Origin of the sequence: Paraburkholderia sp. BL17N1 (assembly GCF_003634175.1) — a bacterium.
Classification (GTDB): domain Bacteria; phylum Pseudomonadota; class Gammaproteobacteria; order Burkholderiales; family Burkholderiaceae; genus Paraburkholderia.
This window is the reverse complement of sequence record NZ_RBIW01000001.1, coordinates 3,386,066-3,404,910: the sequence shown is the minus strand read 5'-3', so window position 1 is coordinate 3,404,910 and position 18,845 is coordinate 3,386,066. Positions and strand designations below refer to the sequence as shown.

General features: G+C 64.1%; 16 protein-coding genes. 2 read left to right on the top strand and 14 right to left on the bottom strand.

All coding sequences use genetic code 11. The features are described 5' to 3' along the window. Positions 1-126: 126 nt before the first annotated feature. From B0G82_RS15400 to B0G82_RS15385, 4 genes are all read right to left on the bottom strand, one after another. On the bottom strand, positions 127-1,308 hold the full coding sequence (locus tag B0G82_RS15400; protein WP_121307855.1) for an acetyl-CoA C-acetyltransferase: 1,182 nt from the start codon (positions 1,306-1,308) through the stop codon (positions 127-129). A 136-nt stretch (positions 1,309-1,444) separates the two neighbouring features. After that, positions 1,445-3,262: a class I poly(R)-hydroxyalkanoic acid synthase gene (phaC, locus tag B0G82_RS15395; RefSeq protein ID WP_121307854.1), complete on the bottom strand. Its 1,818-nt coding sequence runs from the start codon at positions 3,260-3,262 to the stop codon at positions 1,445-1,447. Positions 3,263-3,899: 637 nt separating this feature from the next. Then, the gene (pgeF, locus tag B0G82_RS15390) at positions 3,900-4,757 is read right to left on the bottom strand and encodes a peptidoglycan editing factor PgeF (RefSeq protein WP_121307853.1); all 858 of its coding nucleotides are present in this window, start codon (positions 4,755-4,757) and stop codon (positions 3,900-3,902) included. After that, the gene (locus tag B0G82_RS15385; protein ID WP_121307852.1) at positions 4,754-6,040 is read right to left on the bottom strand and encodes an RluA family pseudouridine synthase; all 1,287 of its coding nucleotides are present in this window, start codon (positions 6,038-6,040) and stop codon (positions 4,754-4,756) included. The genes pgeF and B0G82_RS15385 overlap by 4 nt, the downstream gene beginning before the upstream one ends. A 38-nt stretch (positions 6,041-6,078) precedes the next feature. Between B0G82_RS15385 and B0G82_RS15380 the strand changes: the two genes are divergently transcribed. Beyond that, entirely contained in the window at positions 6,079-6,939 is an 861-nt protein-coding gene (locus B0G82_RS15380) for an outer membrane protein assembly factor BamD (protein ID WP_121307851.1), read from the top strand. A gap of 116 nt (positions 6,940-7,055) precedes the next feature. On the opposite strand, the gene rlmD is transcribed toward B0G82_RS15380, so the two are convergent. The 6 genes from rlmD to surE all read right to left on the bottom strand — a co-directional run bounded on the left by rlmD (position 7,056) and on the right by surE (position 13,321). Continuing rightward, complete coding sequence (gene rlmD / locus B0G82_RS15375) at positions 7,056-8,474, bottom strand: 23S rRNA (uracil(1939)-C(5))-methyltransferase RlmD (RefSeq protein WP_121307850.1); 1,419 nt, start codon at positions 8,472-8,474, stop codon at positions 7,056-7,058. A gap of 214 nt (positions 8,475-8,688) precedes the next feature. After that, positions 8,689-9,465, bottom strand: coding sequence for a 3'-5' exonuclease (locus B0G82_RS15370; RefSeq protein ID WP_121307849.1), 777 nt, complete (start codon positions 9,463-9,465; stop codon positions 8,689-8,691). Between the two features lie 4 nt (positions 9,466-9,469). Further along, a complete protein-coding gene (rpoS, locus tag B0G82_RS15365) occupies positions 9,470-10,552 on the bottom strand; it encodes an RNA polymerase sigma factor RpoS (protein ID WP_106283539.1) in 1,083 nt (360 codons plus the stop codon). A gap of 11 nt (positions 10,553-10,563) precedes the next feature. After that, entirely contained in the window at positions 10,564-11,508 is a 945-nt protein-coding gene (locus tag B0G82_RS15360; RefSeq protein ID WP_116141139.1) for a peptidoglycan DD-metalloendopeptidase family protein, read from the bottom strand. A 5-nt stretch (positions 11,509-11,513) separates the two neighbouring features. Continuing rightward, positions 11,514-12,566, bottom strand: coding sequence for a protein-L-isoaspartate(D-aspartate) O-methyltransferase (locus B0G82_RS15355; protein ID WP_121307848.1), 1,053 nt, complete (start codon positions 12,564-12,566; stop codon positions 11,514-11,516). Further along, positions 12,563-13,321, bottom strand: coding sequence for a 5'/3'-nucleotidase SurE (gene surE, locus B0G82_RS15350; RefSeq protein ID WP_116148431.1), 759 nt, complete (start codon positions 13,319-13,321; stop codon positions 12,563-12,565). The genes B0G82_RS15355 and surE overlap by 4 nt, the downstream gene beginning before the upstream one ends. Before the next feature lie 224 nt (positions 13,322-13,545). Between surE and B0G82_RS15345 the strand changes: the two genes are divergently transcribed. Then, entirely contained in the window at positions 13,546-14,520 is a 975-nt protein-coding gene (locus B0G82_RS15345) for an NADPH:quinone oxidoreductase family protein (RefSeq protein ID WP_121307847.1), read from the top strand. Positions 14,521-14,665: 145 nt separating this feature from the next. Here the strand turns inward: B0G82_RS15345 and B0G82_RS15340 are convergent, their stop codons facing one another. The 4 genes from B0G82_RS15340 to B0G82_RS15325 form a co-directional block, all read right to left on the bottom strand. Next, positions 14,666-15,490, bottom strand: coding sequence for an ABC transporter permease (locus tag B0G82_RS15340; RefSeq protein ID WP_116116844.1), 825 nt, complete (start codon positions 15,488-15,490; stop codon positions 14,666-14,668). 53 nt (positions 15,491-15,543) lie between these two features. Continuing rightward, positions 15,544-16,356: an ABC transporter ATP-binding protein gene (locus B0G82_RS15335; RefSeq protein WP_106283544.1), complete on the bottom strand. Its 813-nt coding sequence runs from the start codon at positions 16,354-16,356 to the stop codon at positions 15,544-15,546. A gap of 121 nt (positions 16,357-16,477) precedes the next feature. Beyond that, positions 16,478-17,515 carry an ABC transporter substrate-binding protein gene (locus B0G82_RS15330; protein ID WP_116141133.1) on the bottom strand — a complete coding sequence of 346 codons (1,038 nt, stop codon included), beginning with the start codon at positions 17,513-17,515 and terminating at the stop codon, positions 16,478-16,480. A 74-nt stretch (positions 17,516-17,589) separates the two neighbouring features. Then, the gene (locus B0G82_RS15325; RefSeq protein ID WP_121307846.1) at positions 17,590-18,831 is read right to left on the bottom strand and encodes a CaiB/BaiF CoA-transferase family protein; all 1,242 of its coding nucleotides are present in this window, start codon (positions 18,829-18,831) and stop codon (positions 17,590-17,592) included. Between the last annotated feature and the right edge of the window lie 14 nt (positions 18,832-18,845).

The window sequence follows — 18,845 nt, the reverse complement described above, 5'->3', positions numbered from 1 at the left end:
GTATTTCATCTCCACTGCCGCCGGGCGACCGGCTGACGAGGCCTCCGCTGACCGCGCGCCACAGCGCGCGGCAACGTTTCATCCGGCGCATGACCGGCGCCCGCGGCGCCCGCCACGCGCCCCTGCTCAGGCGCGCTCGAGCGCCAGCGCCACACCCATGCCGCCGCCGATACACAGCGACGCGAGACCCTTCTTCGCGTCGCGCTTCTGCATTTCGTGCAGCAGCGTGACGAGAACCCGGCAACCGGACGCGCCGATCGGATGGCCGATCGCGATCGCGCCACCGTTCACGTTGATCTTCGACGTATCCCAGCCCATTTGCTGATTCACGGCGCACGCCTGCGCGGCAAACGCTTCGTTGATTTCCATCAGGTCCAGATCGGCCGGCGTCCAGCCCGCGCGTTCCAGACAGCGGCGCGAGGCCGGCACCGGACCCATGCCCATCACCTTCGGATCAAGACCCGAGGTGGCGTATGCCTTGATGCGCGCGAGCGGCTTGAGGCCGAGCGCTTCAGCCTTCTTCGCCGACATCACCAGCACCGCCGCCGCGCCGTCGTTCAGACCCGACGCGTTCGCCGCCGTGACCGAGCCTTCCTTCGAGAACGCCGGCTTCAGGCCCGCCAGCGACTCAGCCGTCACGCCATGGCGCACGAACTCGTCGGTGGCAAAACGCAGCGGCTCGCCCTTGCGTTGCGGAATTTCGACCGGCACGATTTCGTCGTCGAAACGGCCCGCCTTCTGCGCGGCTTCCGCCTTGTTCTGCGACAGTGCCGCGAACGCGTCCTGCTGTTCGCGCGTGATACCGTATTCCTTGGCGACGTTTTCCGCCGTCACGCCCATGTGGTACTGGTTGTAGACGTCCCACAGGCCGTCGACGATCATCGAGTCGACCAGCTTCGCGTCGCCCATGCGGAAACCGTCGCGCGAACCCGGCAGCACATGCGGCGCCGCGCTCATGTTTTCCTGACCGCCGGCCACCACGATATCCGCGTCACCCGCGATGATGGCGTTCGCCGCGAGCATCACCGCCTTCAGGCCCGAGCCGCACACCACGTTGATCGTCATGCCGGGCACAGCCGTAGGCAAACCGGCCTTGATCACAGCCTGACGCGCCGGATTCTGGCCCGAGCCGGCCGTGAGCACCTGACCCATGATCACTTCGCTAACCTGCTCCGGTTTCAAACCGGCCCGCTCGAGGACGGCGCGAATTACCGTGGCGCCGAGTTCGGGTGCGGCGATTTTCGCCAGCGACCCGCCGAATTTGCCCACTGCCGTACGAGCGGCCGATACGATCACAACATCAGTCATTTCCATTTCCTCCGGGCGGTCGGCCGCATGCGCCGCTGCCCGTCAAGTTAAAAATCTCGTTGCTCTTAGTCACGCGCCAACTCAATCAGACGCTCACTCACATCGCAAACAACCGCGCCATGAAGCGCGTTCTAACCTACTCCCGCTGCCGCACGTAACGCCCGGGCGCCGCTTCGATCACCGGGAACTCAGCCGAGCCGGCCGTGGCGCGCGGCTTCACCTTCTTGCCGCCGTACTGGTCGAGCCACGTGGTCCATTCAGGCCACCAGCTGCCGGGGACTTCGGTAGCCTGATCAAGCCATTCTTCCGGGTTCTCCGGCAGCGTCTTGACGTCGCCTTCCAGCATCCAGAAGTTGCGTTTTTTCTTCGCGGGCGGATTGATCACACCCGCGATGTGACCCGACGCGCCGAGCACGAACTTCAACGGCCCGCTAAGGAGCGGCACCGACGCGTACGCCGATTGCCACGGCACGATATGGTCTTCGCGTGAACCGTAGATGAAGGTGGGCACGTCGATCTTCGACAGATCGACCGGCTGGCCGCAAGTGGTCAACGCACCCGGCTCGCGCAGACGATTCTCGAGATACGTATTGCGCAGATACCAGACATACATCGGGCCCGGCAGGCTGGTCGAGTCGCTGTTCCAGTACAGCAGATCGAACGGCACCGGCGTGCGGCCCTTAAGGTAATTGTCGACGACGTAGTTCCACACCAGATCGTTCGGGCGCAGGAACGAGAAGGTGTTGGCGAACTCGAGGCCGCGCATCAGCCCCGGCGGCGTACCGTTCTTGCCGCCAATGGTCTGCTCGCGCATCTGCACATGCTGTTCGTCGACGAACACGTCGAGCACGCCCGTGTCCGAGAAATCGAGCATGGCGGTGAGCAGCGTCATGGACGCCGCCGGATGTTCGCCACGCGCGGCGGCCACTGCCAGCGCCGTGGCGAGCATCGTGCCGCCGACGCAGAACCCGAGCGTGTTGATCTGCTCGCGGCCACTGATCTTGCTGACCGTGTCGACGGCGGTAAGCACGCCCTCGCTGATGTAGTCGTCCCACGTTTTATGCGCGATAGATTGATCGGCGTTGCGCCACGAAATCAGGAACACCTGGTGTCCCGAATCGAGCCCGTGAGCGACCAGCGAGTTCTCGGGTTGCAAATCGAGAATATAGAACTTGTTGATGCAAGGCGGCACGATGAGCAACGGCCGCTCACGCACGGTCGCCGTGCGCGGCTTGTACTGGATCAGCTGCATCAGATCGTTTTCGAACACGACCGAGCCTTCGGTGTTCGCGAGATTTTCACCGACCACGAAACCCGATTCGTCGGTCTGCGAGATCTTGCCGCGCTGCAGGTCGCCGAGCAGGTTCATCACGCCCTGGCGCAGGCTCTCGCCCTTGCTGTCCAGCAAAGTCTTTTGCGCTTCCGGATTCAAGGCGAAGAAGTTGCTCGGCGAGGCGGCCGCGGTCCATTGCTGGACGGCGAAACGAATGCGCTCGCGCACCTTGGGCTCGGTGTCGAGCGCGTCGACCATTTCCTGCAGATAGCGCGCGTTCAACAGATACCACGCCGCGGTGAACGCATAGGCCGGCGCCGAACTCCAGGCGTCGGAACTGAAGCGGCGGTCCTTGAGCTGGGGCGCCTGAGTGGCTGACGTAGTGGCTTGCTGGATCAGCTCCATTGCCTCGCGCGAATAATCAGCCTGCAACTTCTGCAGACGCTCGGAAGGAATGGCTGCGGTCGGGATATTCAGGCCGGCGAAGGACGGCATGCCGGGCATCGATCCTGCCGCCAGCTTGCTGAAGTCCGGCATGCCGGGAAACGATGGCATCTGAGGGAAACCCTGCGGCAAGCCCATTTGAGGCATTGGCAGCGGCATCTGCGGCATGGCGAAAGGCATGTTGCTGCCGCCGGGCGAACGCCATGCGTTCATCCAGGCGTCGATAAACTGCTGCATGCCTGCGGCCGGTGTTGCACCGCTCGTACCGGCCTGCTGCGTGTGCTCCGTGGAGGAGTCCGTGCTGGGGGAAGCTGAGGAATGTGAAGCTGCCATACCTGCTTTTGACCGGTAAGTCCTTGCGGACGGGTTGAGAGGCAGGTTCGTGCGCACGTGAGCAAGAGCTCGCGACCTCGTCACGCCCTGTCCCTTGTACGAGGAGCCGTGAGGAACATTCTTGCTCCCCATCGCAAGGCATGTCAATGCTTGTTCCCGATTTTGCCGCAGTGCGATAGTTTTTTAATTATCGTTTTCCCTGTGTAGAAGATCGCGCTTTTGGAACATGCGTAATTCGACGCACACGAGAACGGAAAAAGCTCCCAAATTGCATAGGCTTATGTGCATTTATCCGTTCGCGCGCGGACAGTTTTGGCGGCAGATTCACGCCAGCGCGCGGAATTCCGGCAGTGCAGCAAAAACGCTCGGGCTTCTCCGAATAAACCCTCATACGAGTGCTCGCGGGCAAGGGTCGTGCGGAACGTGGCAATGCTCAGACAAGCATGCCCGCATGCATGACATCGCGCCATGTCGATGTCATGCATGCGGGCATAGGTGTGTTGGCGATCGCGAGAAAACCGCGCGCGACGCCTGTCGCAGGTTAATCCGCGATCGACTGCGCCTGAGCATCCAGCCAGATCAACGCGGCCATGCGGCCGGTCTCGCGATCGCGGCGATAGGAATAGAAACCCTCACGCTGAGTGACCGTGCAGAGATCGCCGCCAACAATGCGCTTCACGCCGAGCCGCTGCAGACGCAAACGCGCCAGCGCCGGAAGATCGGCCAGATATTTCCCGGGATTGCGCGGGTGCTCGACGAAGGCGTTTGCCGTCGCCTCGCGTTGTACGGCGTCCACGCCGTTCATGAAGGCGTCACGCACATCTGCGCCGACTTCGAAGGCGTCAGGACCGATGGACGGGCCGAGATAAGCGTGCAATGCGCCCGCCTCGACTCCGGCAAGTTCGGCGACGCGCTCTGCCGTCTGTTCGACGATGCCCGCCGCCAGTCCACGCCACCCGGCGTGCGCGGCGCCGACCGCGCGACCGGCTTCGTCGCAGAACAGCACCGGCATGCAATCGGCCACCATCACGACGCACACGGTGCCGGGACGATCGGTGACGCTGGCGTCGGCGCGCATCGGCGTGCCGTTCGCATGCGTTTGCGCGAGCACGTCTTCCGCCCGCACAATGCCGGCGCCGTGAATCTGTTCGAGCCACGCGGCCTCGCTCACGCCGGCCAGCTTCAACAGGCGTTCACGATTCGTGGCGACCGCTGCCGGATCGTCGCCGGACTTCATGCCCAGATTCAGGCCGCCGGGCAAGTCCGCGCCGTTCCGCCAGCGGCCGAACGGCGCTTCGCTCACGCCGCCGTCGCGGGTCGTGACGAGCGCGCGCACGCGCGGCGAGACATTCCATGCGGGTTGCACGACATCGGCAAAGCTCAGCTCGGGCGCAGTCATGCGTGATCGTCCTCGTCGTGTTCGTCGTGTTCGTCGATGTCGCCGTGATCCAGGGCGCCGCCTTCATCGGCGTCCTCACCGGCGTCCTCGTCGAGCGACGCGTCGTAGTCGTCTTCCTCGTAGTACGTCTCGTCGAACTCGCCCGCGTCGTCGCGGCCGAGGCCGAGCGCGGCCGACAGCGCCTCCATGTCGGCCGGCGCATCCGCACGCCACTGCATCGTGCGGCCGGTCTGCGGATGAATCAAACCGAGGCGCCATGCATGCAGCGCCTGGCGCGCGAAACCATCGGGCAACGGTGTGACCGAGCGCTTGCCGCGGGCCCGCCCGTACACCGGATCGCCGAGCAGCGGATGACCGATATGCGCGCAATGCACACGAATCTGATGGGTGCGCCCGGTTTCCAGATCGCAATGAATCGCGGTGACCGGCTGACGCTGCCAGATCGCCGAGTCCACGCGCCGAAAATGCGTGCGCGCGGGCTTGCCTGAGGCGCTCGTGACCACGGCCATGCGCGTGCGTTCGCGCGGATCGCGGCCGATCGGCGCGTCGATCGTGCCTTCTTCGGGCATGTTGCCCCACACCAGCGCGAGATAGCGGCGCTTCACCGAGCGCGCCTGCAACTGGCGCACGAGGTCGGTCTGCGCCTCGAGCGTGCGCGCCACCACCATCAGCCCCGAGGTTTCCTTGTCGAGCCGGTGCACGATGCCCGCGCGCGGCAGGCCCGCGGCGGCGTCGCCGTAGCGGTACAGCAGGCCGTTGAGCACCGTGCCGCTCCAGTTGCCGGCCGCCGGATGCACGACCATGCCGGCCGGCTTGTTGATGACCACCAGCGTGTCGTCTTCATAGACGATTTCGAGCGGCACGGGCTCCGGCGTGAACGCCAGTTGCTCGGGCAGCAGATCCGGCACGAGTTCGATGGTCGCGCCGAGCGGAACGGGCTGGCGGATTTTCGCGGGCTTGCCGTCGATCCGCACGCGCTCGGCCTCGATCCAGCTTTGCAGGCGATTGCGCGAGAATTCGGGAAAAACCCGCGCGAGCACCTTGTCGAGGCGCTCGCCAGCCAACTCGTCGGGCACGGCGACGCTGCGCGGCGTTTCGTCCGCCACGCGGCTCGCCACGGTCGGCACATGGCTGGGCAGAGCGGCGGCACTGAGCGCGTCGCTGCCGAGATCGTCGTCGAGGGAATCGACGCCCAACGCGTCGGAGGGGTCAGCGCTTACGCTATAATCTTTGTTGCTATTCCCGGCGCCGGTTGCGGCGCCTGGAGTATTTGAGCGGGTCATTGAGTCTGGGTCACCTGGACGTAAAGCTAGACTGGAAAATGCGAGCCTTGAACACCATTACTAAAGCGGCGATCAATTTGGCGGCCATCAAGAAGGCGGCCCGGAAAGTGGCCGGATACATTGCGTGCGCCGCAGCCGTCGCCGTTGTTGCGGCTTGCCACGGCCTGCCGGAGAAGACCGACGAAACGGCAACGTGGAACAACAACAAATTATATACGGAGGCGAACGACGCCTTGACCGGTGGTGATTACGGCAAGTGCGCCAAGTACTTCGAAATGCTCGAGGGGCGCGATCCGTTCGGCCACTTCGCGCAACAGGCGCAGATCAACGTTGCGTACTGCAACTGGAAAGACAACGAAAACGCCGCCGCCGACCAGGCTATCGACCGCTTCATCCAGCTGCACCCGGATCACCCGGACATCGCTTACGCGTACTACCTGAAGGGCATGATCCACTTCAACGACGACCTCGGTCTGTTCGGCCGCTTCTCCGGCCAGGACATGAGCGAACGCGATCCGAAGTCGCTGCGTGAGTCGTACGACGCGTTCAAGGTCGTGGTGGACAAGTACCCGAACAGCAAGTATGCGCCGGACGCCGCGCAACGCATGCGCTATATCGTGAACGCGCTGGCGTCGCACGAAGTTCACGCAGCGGACTATTACTACCGCCGTGGCGCTTATGTCGCCGCGATCAACCGCGCGCAACTGGCGCTCACGCAATACAAGAACGCACCGGCTATCGAAGACGCGCTGCACATCATGATGCTGTCGTATCAGAAGCTGAACCAGCCGCAACTGGCCGACGACACGAAGCGCGTGCTGGCCGGCACCTTCCCCGACAGCCCGTACATCACGGGTCATGCACGGCCGGGTACGGAAAGGTCGTGGTGGCAGTTCTAAGCTTCACCGCGTATTGAGAATCAGCAGGGAAAAAAACGCCACGACGGAAGTCGTGGCGTTTTTGTTTGTGCGTTGCGCTGCCTGAGATTGCCGAGGCGCCGCGCGGCCAGCGCCGCTCAATCCCGCTCGAACAACGCAATCGACTCCACATGCGACGTGTGCGGGAACATATTGACCACGCCCGCCCCCACCAGCCGATAGCCCGCCTCATGCACGAGCAGGCCTGCATCGCGCGCGAGGGTCGCCGGCGCGCACGAGACGTAGACAATGCGCTTGGGCAGCGGTCCAGCGCCGCTCTGCGCGATCTCCACCAGCGCCTTGGCGACGGCCAGCGCGCCTTCGCGCGGCGGATCGATCAGGAACTTGTCGAAGTGGCCGAGCGCGCGCATGTCGTCGGCGGTGACTTCGAACAGATTGCGGCAGGCGAACGACGTATGCCCCGCCACGCCGTTCAACCCGGCATTGGCCAGCGCGCGCGAGGTCAACACCTCGCTGCCTTCGATGCCCACGACCTCCCTTGAAATCCGCGCGAGCGGCAGCGTAAAGTTACCGATCCCGCAGAACAGATCGAGCACCCGGTCCGTGCGCGCCGGCGCCAGCAAGCGCAGCGCGCGGCTCACCAGCACGCGGTTGATGGCGTGATTCACCTGGGTGAAATCGGTCGGCTTGAACGGCATGCGGATGTCGTATTCCGGCAGCGTGTAGTCGAGCTGTACGTCGAGCGGATAAAACGGCGTGACCGTGTCCGGGCCGCCCGGCTGCAACCAGAACTGCACCTTGTGCTGGTCGGCGAAATCACGCAGCACCTGCTCGTCCGCAGCGGTGATGGGTTCGAGGTTGCGCACCACCAGCGCCGTGACGGATGAACCGACCGCCAGTTCGAGCTGCGGCATGCGGTCGTAGATCGACAGCTTGCGCACCATGAAACGCAATGGCATGAGCATGGCCGACACGTGCGGCGGAAGCACTTCGCACGTCTTCATGTCGGCGATGTAGCTGCTCTTCTTCTCATGGAAGCCGATCCGCATGCCGCCCTTTTCCGGCAGGAAACGCACGGCCAGACGCGCACGGTAGCGATAACCCCAGGACGGCCCATGAATCGGCCGGAACACCGTTTCCGGGCGCAGCTTCGCCAGATGCTGCAGGTTGTCTTCGAGCACGCGCTGCTTGACGGCCACCTGCGCGCGAATGTCGAGATGCTGCATCGAACAGCCGCCGCAGATATCGAAGTAAGTGCATTTCGGCTTGGTGCGCATCACGCTTTCGCGGAACACTTGCACTACTTCGGCCTGCTCGAATTTGGGCTTGCTACGATGCGTCGAATAACTGACGCGCTCGCCGGGCAACGCGCCTTCGACAAAGATGACCTTGCCGGACGTGCCGTCTTCGGTTTCGGTGCGGCCGACGCCGCGCGCTTCCATATCGAGCGAAACGATTTCGATGACCGGCTCGTTGCCGGTGACGACATGTGCCGGCGCGGGCGGGGGCGTCTTGGAGCGCTTCGGCGCGCGGCGATGGGGGGCAGTTCGGGACACCTGCGACTTCCTGACAAACTTGGGGAAAGGCGAGATTGTAGACGAAGCGCCGCGCCTGCCCTTCATTCGGCGCGGCGGGAACGGCCCCAGGCGGGTCGAGGCCGAGCGCAACACGAGTTCGCAGACGACGAGCGACTTGCATCCCTGAACGAAAGGACCCGCGGCCCTGCAATCCGCCGCAGGGCAGTCACGTCACGCCCCGACCGCAAGCGGCTTACTGGTCAAACGCCGCCAGATACTCGGCCCATTGCGGCGCCGTTTCCAGCGCCAGCGCGTTCTTCACCAGGTTGATCTCGTCAGCATACTCCGCGGGCGAAAACGCGCCGCGAATCAGTTGGAAGCGGCAATAGAGCAAGTAGGTATTGACGACGTCCGTCTCGCAGTAATTGCGGATTTCCCCGATGCGCCCTTGCTGGTACGCGTGCCACACCTGACTGCCGTCCATGCCCATTTTGCCTGGGAAGCCGCACATCTTGGCGAGCGCGTCGAGCGGCGCGTTGGCGCGCGCCTGGTACATGGCGAGCACGTCCATCAGATCCGTGTGACGCGCATGGTAGCGGCTAATGTAGTTGTTCCACTTGAACTCGCGGTCGTCCTCGCCGAGATCCCAGAACTTGCAGGCGGGAATGCCGTTGACGAGCGCGCGGTAGTTCAGCACCGGCAGGTCGAAGCCGCCGCCGTTCCACGACACGAGCTGCGGCGTGTACTTCTCGATCACGCGATAAAACGACTGCACCAGCGCCGCCTCGCCGTCTTCCAGCGTGCCGAGCGAACGCACCCGGAAACCATTGTTGTCGCGGAACACGCAGGAAATCGCCGCGATCCGCTGCAGATGATGCGGCAGGAAATCGCTACCGGTTTTTTCCCGGCGCGCGGCGAACGCATGCTCGGCGACTTCGGCGTCGCTCAGGTCGGCGGGCAAATCTTCGAGGCGGCGAATGCCGGCGACATCGGGAATCGTCTCGATGTCGAAAACAAGAATCGGTGTCATCAGGTTATAGAACGGCGTCCTTGCGAACACCGTTGGAGGCGAAGAAGCGCTTCAACCGCACGAGCGCTTCCTGTTGGATCTGGCGCACACGCTCGCGCGTGAGGCCCATTTCGTCGGCCAGCTCTTCGAGCGTGGCGGGTTCGATGTGATTCAGGCCGAAGCGGCGCTCGATCACATGACGATGCTTGTCCGACAGGCGAGCCAGCCACGCGCGTGTAAGCGTTTCCAGCTCGCGGTGCTGCACTTCGGCATCCGGCGACTGGCTCTGGTCGTCGGACAGCAGATCGAGCAGGCTGCTCGCCGGATCGAGATCGAGCGGCGCGTCGAGCGACGCGGTATGTTCGTTCAGCGCGAGGATGTCGGTGACTTCGTCGGTGGTCTTGCCAGTCAGATAGGCGATGTCGTCGATGCTGGCGTCGCGGCGCTCGGCGGCCTCGCCCGAATTCATCGAATTTTTTTCCAGATGGCGCTTGGCGCGCAACACCTGGTTGAGCTCGCGAATCACGTGCACCGGCAAACGGACCGTGCGCGCCTGATTCATGATGGCGCGCTCGATACTCTGGCGAATCCACCACGTGGCGTAAGTGGAAAACCGGAAGCCGCGCGTCGGATCGAACTTTTCGATGGCGTGCATCAGGCCGAGATTGCCTTCCTCGATCAGATCGAGCAGCGGCACGCCGCGATTCAGATAGCCCTTCGCGATGCTGACGACGAGCCGCAGATTGCGCTCGATCATGACTTGCCGCGCTTCGAATTCGCCCGCCTTGGCAAGACGCGAATACTTCTGCTCTTCCTCGACGGTGAGAAGCGGCTTGACGCTGATACGGTTCAGGTAGTGCTGAATCGTGTCGGCCGTCAGCTCGGCTTGCAGCAGCGCGCGGAAATCGTCCGCGTCCGGCGCGGCTTCGCTCGCGCCTTCACGGGTCTCGCCGGCTTCGTCCGCGCCGCCCTGGCGTTCGTCGAGATCGCGTTCTTCTGCGACTTCTTCTTCCACTTCCGAAGCGCCGCTTTCCTCCACCGAAGCGGACATAGCGTGGCTGATCGTCTCAGACTCGGCTTGCGGCGGGCGGCGCTTCGATTTCGGCATGGTCGTATCGCTTATTGCGGCGGCAAATACTTCAGTGGGTCGACAGGTTTACCCTGCCGGCGAACTTCGAAATGCAACATCACACGGTCGGAATCGCTATTGCCCATCTCGGCGATCTTCTGCCCCTTCGTCACCGCGTCCCCCTCTTTTACCATCAAAGAGCGGTTATGTGCATACGCCGTGAGATAAGTTGCATCATGCTTGATGATAATGAGATTGCCGTAACCACGCAGCCCATTTCCGGCATAAACCACGCGGCCGTCCGCCGACGCCTTCACCGGATCGCCGGCAGCGCCGCCGATATTGACGCCCTTGTTGGTCGAGTCGTTGAACGTGCCGAGCAGCGGTCCGCGCACCGGCCACGCGAACGTCACGTTGCCGGACGCGCCGGCGTTCGAATCGCTGGCCGCGCCAGGCGTGGTGGGCGGCGTCAGCGACGCGTTGTTCGTCGTAGAACCGTAGATGGGCGGCGCCGCCACACCGGCCGCGCCAGCAGTCCCGCCCGCCGCTGGCGGCGTGCTGCCGAGCGGTGCGCTTTGCACCGCACCACCGCTGCCGATCGGCGCCGTCGACACGCCCGGCGTCAGCGCCGCGGTGTTCGCACCCGGCGGCACGACGCGCAGCAACTGATCGACTTCGATCTGATTCGGGTTGGTCAGATTGTTCCACGCCGAAATGTCGCGGTAGTTCTGGCCGTTCTCCAACGCGATCCGGTACAGCGTGTCGCCCGGCTTCACGCGATAGTAGCCAGGCGGCGGCGGTCCGAGCGGCACGGCCGGCTGCGCGGCTTGCGTGCCGAGCACGCCGCCGCCGGAGCGGTCGACGACCGGCGCCTGATCGAGCCGGGACGCGCAAGCCGTCATCAACAGGGACAAGGCGAGCACGCACACGCTACGCTGGGTTACGGTCATGGGGACATTCAGTGTGGTTCTTTGCATCGCGCGCAACATACTCATCGGTGTCAAATCACTCCGGATTTTAAGGGTACAAAGAAAACGCGATCAAGCCGCGACTCGCGCCACTGCGCGGGTCCGAGGCGCTCGACCAGAGTCAGCACCTGGTTCTGGCCGTCCTGCGAGCCGACCGGCGCGACCAGACGGCCGCCGATCGCGAGTTGTTCAAGTAATGCTTGCGGTACGTCCAGCCCCGCTGCGGCGATCACGATCGCGTCGAACGGCGCCGCCGCCGGCAGTCCCAACCGCCCGTCGCCGTAATGCAGGCGAATGTTCGGGATGCGCAGCGGACGCAAGTTCGTCTTCGCGCGTTCGGACAAAGGCTTGATGCGCTCGATCGAATAAACCTCGCGCGCGACCTGGCTCAGCACGGCCGCCTGGTAACCGCAGCCGGTGCCGATTTCGAGCACGTTGTTCAGCGCGCGGCCGGCGGCGGCCAGCTCGATCATCCGCGCGACCACCGACGGCTTGGAGATCGTCTGGTGATGGCCGATCGGCAACGCCGCATCTTCGTAGGCCTGAACCGCGAGACCCGGGTCGACGAACATGTGGCGCGGCACCACCGACATCGCGTTCAACACGCGCTGATCGGTCACGCCGTTCGCACGCAGGCGTTCGACCATGCGTTCGCGAACCCGTTCCGACGTAAGTGCCATCGCGCCGTTCAAAGCGACATTCGGCGCGGCGCTGCGCTCGTTGGATCGGGCCGCGGGTTTGGCCGATGCCGCCAACTGCGGCGCGGTGCGTGTCGTCGAACTTTGAACGACCGGCTTGGCCGGCGTTTTAACGGACGGCGCGGCCACCGGCTTCGGCGGCGTCGCCGCCGAAGGCTTGGCTTGCGGTTTTAGCTGCACCGCGGGCTGCGCCCTTGCCTGCCTGGATTGGGATTTACCCGCGGAACCGGGCGGCGCATTCTTCGCGGGCTGCTGGCGCGCGTTCAGTGCCGCGCTCGCGGCGAGCGCCGCCGCGCGGATTTCGCCTGGGCGTCCTTCGGGCCGGCGCGGTTCGCGCACCAGATCCTCGAGGCCGAGCGGAAAGCGCTTGGCGCGCTCGCTGGTCATGAAGCGCCGCCGCCGGCGCGCGCCCAGTCGCGCGCTGCGGGCAGCATTTGCGTGTGGGTCAGGTCGAGCTGCAACGGCGTGATCGACACGTGGCCGTTGGCGACGGCGTGAAAGTCGGTGCCTTCGCTCGCGTCGCGCGCGCTGCCCGCCGGGCCGATCCAGTAGATCGGCTCGCCACGCGGGTTGGTCTGGCGAATCACCGGCTGCGACGGATGCCGTTTGCCGAGACGCGTGATCCGCCAGTCGCCGAGTTGTTCATACGGCAGATTCGGAATGTTGACGTTCAGGAGCGGATGCCCAGGCAACGGCTGCTGCAGATAGTGCGCGACGATTTCAGCGGCGACACGCACGGCGTCGTCGAGATGCACCCAGTCCTTGTCGACCAGCGAGAACGCAATGGCGGGCACGCCGAACATGATGCCCTCGGTGGCGGCCGCGACAGTGCCCGAATAGAGCGTGTCTTCGCCCATGTTCTGACCGTTGTTGATGCCCGAGACCACGAGGTCCGGCGTGTGGTCGAGCATGCCGGTCAACGCGATGTGCACCGAGTCGGTGGGCGTGCCGTTCACGTAATAGAAACCGTTGGCCGAGCGCAATACCGAGAGCGGCCGCGACAGCGTCAGGGAATTCGACGCGCCGCTGCAATTCTGCTCGGGTGCCATCACGGTGACGTCCGCGATCGGCTTGAGCGCTTCGTAAAGCGCAGCAAGGCCGGGCGCCAGATAACCGTCGTCGTTGCTGAGTAGGATTCGCATGCGGCGATTGTAACCGAGGAAAGAAGACGCGCGAACGACACGGCGGGCCGTGCGCGCGACGTATGCAATGCGCACGCGTCGGGATCGTGAAAGGCTGGCGCGAGTCGGCGGCCGGACATGCATCGAGCACTCGCCGAGCGCACGCAAGGCAATAAAAACGCACGGTCGTGCTGATTGTTTTACACTCAGAATACTTGCGAACCCCTGATCGAAACGGAGACACGATGCGCGCGATTCGCTGCAAACAATATGGGCCGCCGGAGAGCCTGGTCGTCGAAAGCCTGCCGGACCTCGAAGCGCCGCCAGGCCATGTCGTGATCGACGTGAAAGCCGCGGCCGTCAACTTTCCCGACGTGCTGATCATCGAGAACAAATACCAGTTCAAACCGCCCCTGCCCTTCACGCCCGGTTCGGAAGTCGCGGGCGTGGTGCGCGCGGTCGGCGCCGACGTCACGCAGTTCAAGCCCGGCTCGCGCGTGGTCGCCTTCACGGGTCAGGGCGGTTTCGCGGAGCAGGCGCTCGCGCCGGCCGCGGCGTGCGTACCGTTGGCGGACCATGTGGACTTCGAGTTGGCGGCGGCGTTCACGCTGGCGTACGGCACGTCGCATCACGCCGTGGTCGATCGCGGCGCATTGCAGGCGGGCGAGACGATGCTGGTGCTCGGCGCGGCCGGCGGCGTCGGGCTGGCAGCGGTCGAAATCGGCAAGGCGCTCGGCGCGCGCGTGATCGCGGCGGCGTCGAGCGACGAGAAACTCGCGACCTGCGTCAAGCACGGCGCGGATGCCACCATCAACTACAGCACCGAAGATATACGCGAGCGCGTCAAGGCGCTCACCGGCGGCAAAGGCCCAGACGTGATCTACGATCCGGTGGGCGGCGTGTATGCGGAGCCGGCATTTCGCAGCATCGGCTGGCGCGGGCGTTATCTGGTGGTCGGCTTCGCCAACGGCGAGATTCCGAAGCTGCCGCTCAACCTGACGCTGCTCAAAGGCGCGAGTCTGGTCGGCGTGTTCTGGGGCGACTTTGCAAAGCGCGAGCCGCAGCACAATCACGCGGCGTTTCAGCAGATGACACGGTGGATCGGTGAAGGCAAGCTTAAGCCGTATGTGTCGGCGCGCTATTCGCTCGATGATACGGGGCGTGCGTTACGGGATATGGCCGAGCGTCGCGTGATCGGGAAGGTGGTGGTGACGCCTTAATCCTCGTGTGACCGATTCGGTCTGGTGGCAACCAAAAGAAACGACGCACGGTTTTCCAACTCGCGCGTCGTTTCTTTTTGCTAAGCCTCGTGCGTTGCGTATTGAGCATTGCGCTTCGCGCGTATCGAACGCGCGCCGCTCTGCCCTACAGCTTTTCCGTGTCGCCGGTCTTGGGCTGCCACTTCATCAAGCGCCGCTCGCCGATGCCCACGATCGCATCCAGAATCAGCGCGAACGCGGTCAACACCAGAATCCCGGCAAACACGGTATTGATATCGAAGGTGCCTTCGGCCTGCAGAATCAGGTAGCCGACGCCGCGCGCCGAGCCCAGGTATTCCCCCACCACCGAGCCGACAAACGCCAGTCCCACCGACGTATGCAAGCTCGAAAACACCCAGCTCATCGCGCTAGGCAAGTAGACGAAGCGCAGCAGATGCTTGCCGTTCGCGCCGAGCATGCGCGCGTTGGCGAGCACGACCGGACTGACTTCCTTCACGCCCTGATAGACGTTGAAGAACACGATAAAGAACACCAGCGTGACGCCGAGCGCCACCTTCGACCAAATCCCGAGCCCGAACCACACGCCGAAGATCGGCGCGAGAATCACGCGCGGCATCGAGTTGGCGGCTTTGATGTACGGATCGAACAGCGCGCTCGCCAGCGGTGAGAGCGCGAGCCACAAGCCCACGCCGAGCCCGAGCGCCGTGCCGAGCGCGAACGCGAGCACGGTCTCGACCAGCGTGATCCACAGATGCAGATAGATCTCGCCGCCCACGAACCACTCCCAGATCCGTTGCAGCACTTTCTGCGGCTCGCCAAAGAAGAACGCGGCCTTGTTCGGGTCGTCGAAATAGAAAGGCGGCAGCAGCGTCGGGCTGGTCAGCACGTACCAGAACACGAAGCACAGCACGAGCAGCAGCCATTGCCAGATCACCAGATTCGCCCGGTTCGGGCGCAACGTCTTCCACATGACTCGGTTTGCCTTGGACGATTGATTAACGCCAATACGTGACGCGCTTGCGTTTATACGGCGGTGAGTTGCTGCTGATAGCCTTTGAGTACTTCGTCGCGCAGCACGCTCCATATCTGCGCATGCAACTCGACGAAACGCGGATGCGAACGGATTTCAGCGACGTCGCGCGGACGCGGAAGGTCGATCGTGAATTCGCCGATCGGGTGCGTGCCCGGCCCGGCCGAAAGCACCACCACGCGGTCGGACATCGCGATCGCTTCGTCGAGGTCGTGCGTGATGAACAGCACCGCTTTGCGTTTTGCGGCCCACAGGTCGAGCAATTCGTTTTCCATCAACTGACGTGTCTGGATATCGAGTGCGGAAAACGGCTCGTCCATCAGAATGATGTCCGGATCGAGAATCAGCGTTTGCGCCATCGCGACTCGCTTGCGCATGCCGCCCGATAGCTGATGCGGATAGCGATCGCCAAAGCCGCCGAGGCCCACGCGCTTTAACCACTCGTCGGCTTTGACGCGAGCTTCGGCCGGCGGTACGCCGTGGAACGCGAGGCCGGCCATGACGTTGTCGATGGCCGAGCGCCACGGCATCAGCGCGTCGGCCTGGAACATATAGCCGGCGCGCCGGTTAATGCCCTTGAGCGGCTCACCGAACACGCTGACCGTGCCCGACGAAGGTCCTAGCAAACCCGCGCCAACATTCAGCAGTGTGGATTTGCCGCAACCGGTCGGCCCGACCACCGAGACGAACTCGCCCGGCGCGATGCGCAGCGTGGTGTCCTTCACCGCCGTGTAACGCTGCGCGCGATTGTCGCGCGCAGCGAACGTGCAGGTGATGTTCTCGAGCGCCAGTGCGGCAACGGTCATCGTTCAGCTCGCTTCGAAAGATCGGATTGGTATGTGATCAGGTCACGTCATCGTACGCGGCACCGGGATGGGGTTGCGACGCGCGCTGCGTCGCCTCGCAGTCCGGATGCCCGCGCTCGACTCAAGCCTTGACGGTTGTCAGCGCTTTCTTGACGAAGTCGTTGGTCCACGTCTTCGACAGGTCGATCGGCTTGCCCTGCACGTTCGGGTCGAATGCCTGCAAGGTCTTCAGCGACGTCGCGGGACCGTCCGCCGGCATCAGGCCGTCGGGCGACATCGCTTCCTTCACGTGCTGCCACGCGTCCAGATACACCGCGCGGTCGCCGAGCAGGTAGCCTTCCGGCACCGTGTTGATCAGTTCGCTGCCGGTCGCCGTTTGCAGCCACTTGAGCGCGCGCACCATCGCGTTGGTCAGCGCCTGCGTGGTGTTGGGATTCTTCGTGATGAAGCTTTGCGAGGCGTAGAGACACCCCGCCGGCATATCGCCACCGAAGACGCTGCGCGTGTCGGCGAGCGTACGCGTGTCCGACACCACGCGAATCTCGCCGGTGCGCTCGAGCTTGGTCATGACGGGGTCGAGATTGGCGATTGCGTCGATCTGCCCCGACTGCAACGCGGCGATCGCGCCGGCGCCCGCGCCGACGCCGATAAACGCGACGTCTTTCGCGCTCAGCCCCGCTTTCGCCAGCACGAAGCTCGCCATGATCGAGGTCGACGAGCCCGGCGCGGTCACGCCGATTTTCTTGCCCTTCAGATCGGCAATCGACTTGTAGTTCGGCATGGTCTTCTTCGAAACCGCGAGCACGATCTGCGGCGCGCGCCCTTGCAGCACGAATTCGCGGAACATCTGCTTTTGCGCCTGCAGCAGCAAGGTATGCTCGAACGCGCCGGACACCACGTCCGCGCTGCCCCCGACGGCCGCCTTCAATGCCTGCGAGCCGCCGGCGAAGTCGGAGATTTCGACGTCGAGCCCTTCGTCCTTGAAGTAATTGCGGCGCTCGGCGATGGTGAGCGGCAAGTAGTAGAACAGGTTCTTGCCGCCGACGGCGATCGCCACCTTGCTGGTTTCAGGTTTGCCCTGCGCGAAGGCGAGCGGCGTGGCGGCGAGCGTGGCGCCCGCGAGTGCGGCGGTGCCGGCGAGAAAACTTCTCCGTTGCATGGGCTCGAGTCTCCAAACTTTCGTGGTCCGGTTTATCTTTTTAGCGCGGCGCTCGCGGGCGCCGCGTGTGCTGCTCAAACGATCTGTTGCGCGTGCAACCTTGCAATGTGGTCTGCATCATAACCTAGCGATTGCAGGACTTCATCGGTATGTTCACCCAGTTCCGGGCCGAGCCAGCGTGTTTCGCCCGGCGTGGCCGAGAGCTTCGGTGTGACCGACGGCAGCGTGATCTCCTTACCGTCCTGCCATTTGAAACGCTGGATCATCTGGCGCGCCATGAACTGCGGATCGGTGAACATGTCCGCCACACTGTAGATGCGGCCCACCGGCACGTCGGCGGCATTCAGCACGGCGAGCGCTTCGTCGATGGTGCGCGTGGCGAGCCAGGCGGCGATCGCGCCGTCGATTTCCTGGGTGCGCGGCACGCGGCCGTCGTTATGCGCGAGCGCCGGATCGTTCGCGAGATCCTCGCGCTCGATCGCGATCATCAGGCGCTTGAAGATCGGATCGCTATTGCCGCCGATCACGATGCTGCCGTCGCGGCACGGATACGTATTGGACGGCACGATACCCGGCAGCGACGCGCCGGTGCGCTCGCGCACCATGCCATACACGCCGTATTCGGGCACCACGCTTTCCATCATGTTGAAGACGGCCTCGTACAGCGCGACGTCGACGACCTGCCCTTTGCCGCCGTTCACCTGTTTGTGATGCAGCGCCATCAGCGCGCCGATCACGCCGTGCAGCGCGGCGATCGAATCGCCGATCGAAATACCGATGCGCGGCGGCGGCAGGTCCGGGTAGCCGGTGATATGACGCAAGCCGCCCATCGATTCGGCGATCGCGCCGAAGCCGGGCCGGTCGCGATACGGACCGGTTTGCCCGTAACCGGACAGCCGCACCATGACGAGACCGGGATTTTCCGCCGACAGCACGTCATAGCCGAGCCCGAGTTTCTCCAGCAAACCGGGCCGGAAATTTTCGACGACGATATCCGCTTCTTTCGCGAGGCGCCGCACGATCTCCTTGCCCTCTTCGGCCTTCAGATTGATCGTGACGGATTTCTTGTTGCGTGCCTGCACGGCCCACCACAGCGACGTGCCGCCGACTTCCGGATAGAGCTTGCGCCATTTGCGCAGCGGGTCGCCGCCCTTGGGATCTTCGATCTTGATGACGTCGGCGCCGAACTCGCCGAGAAAGCGCGCGGCGAACGGGCCGGCGATCAGTGTGCCGAGTTCCAGCACTTTGACGCCGGTGAGCGGGCCGGTTTTGTTTTGTGGCGCGGCGCTCGCGCCGGATTCAGAGGTAGCGCTCATGTGTCTCCTTTGTC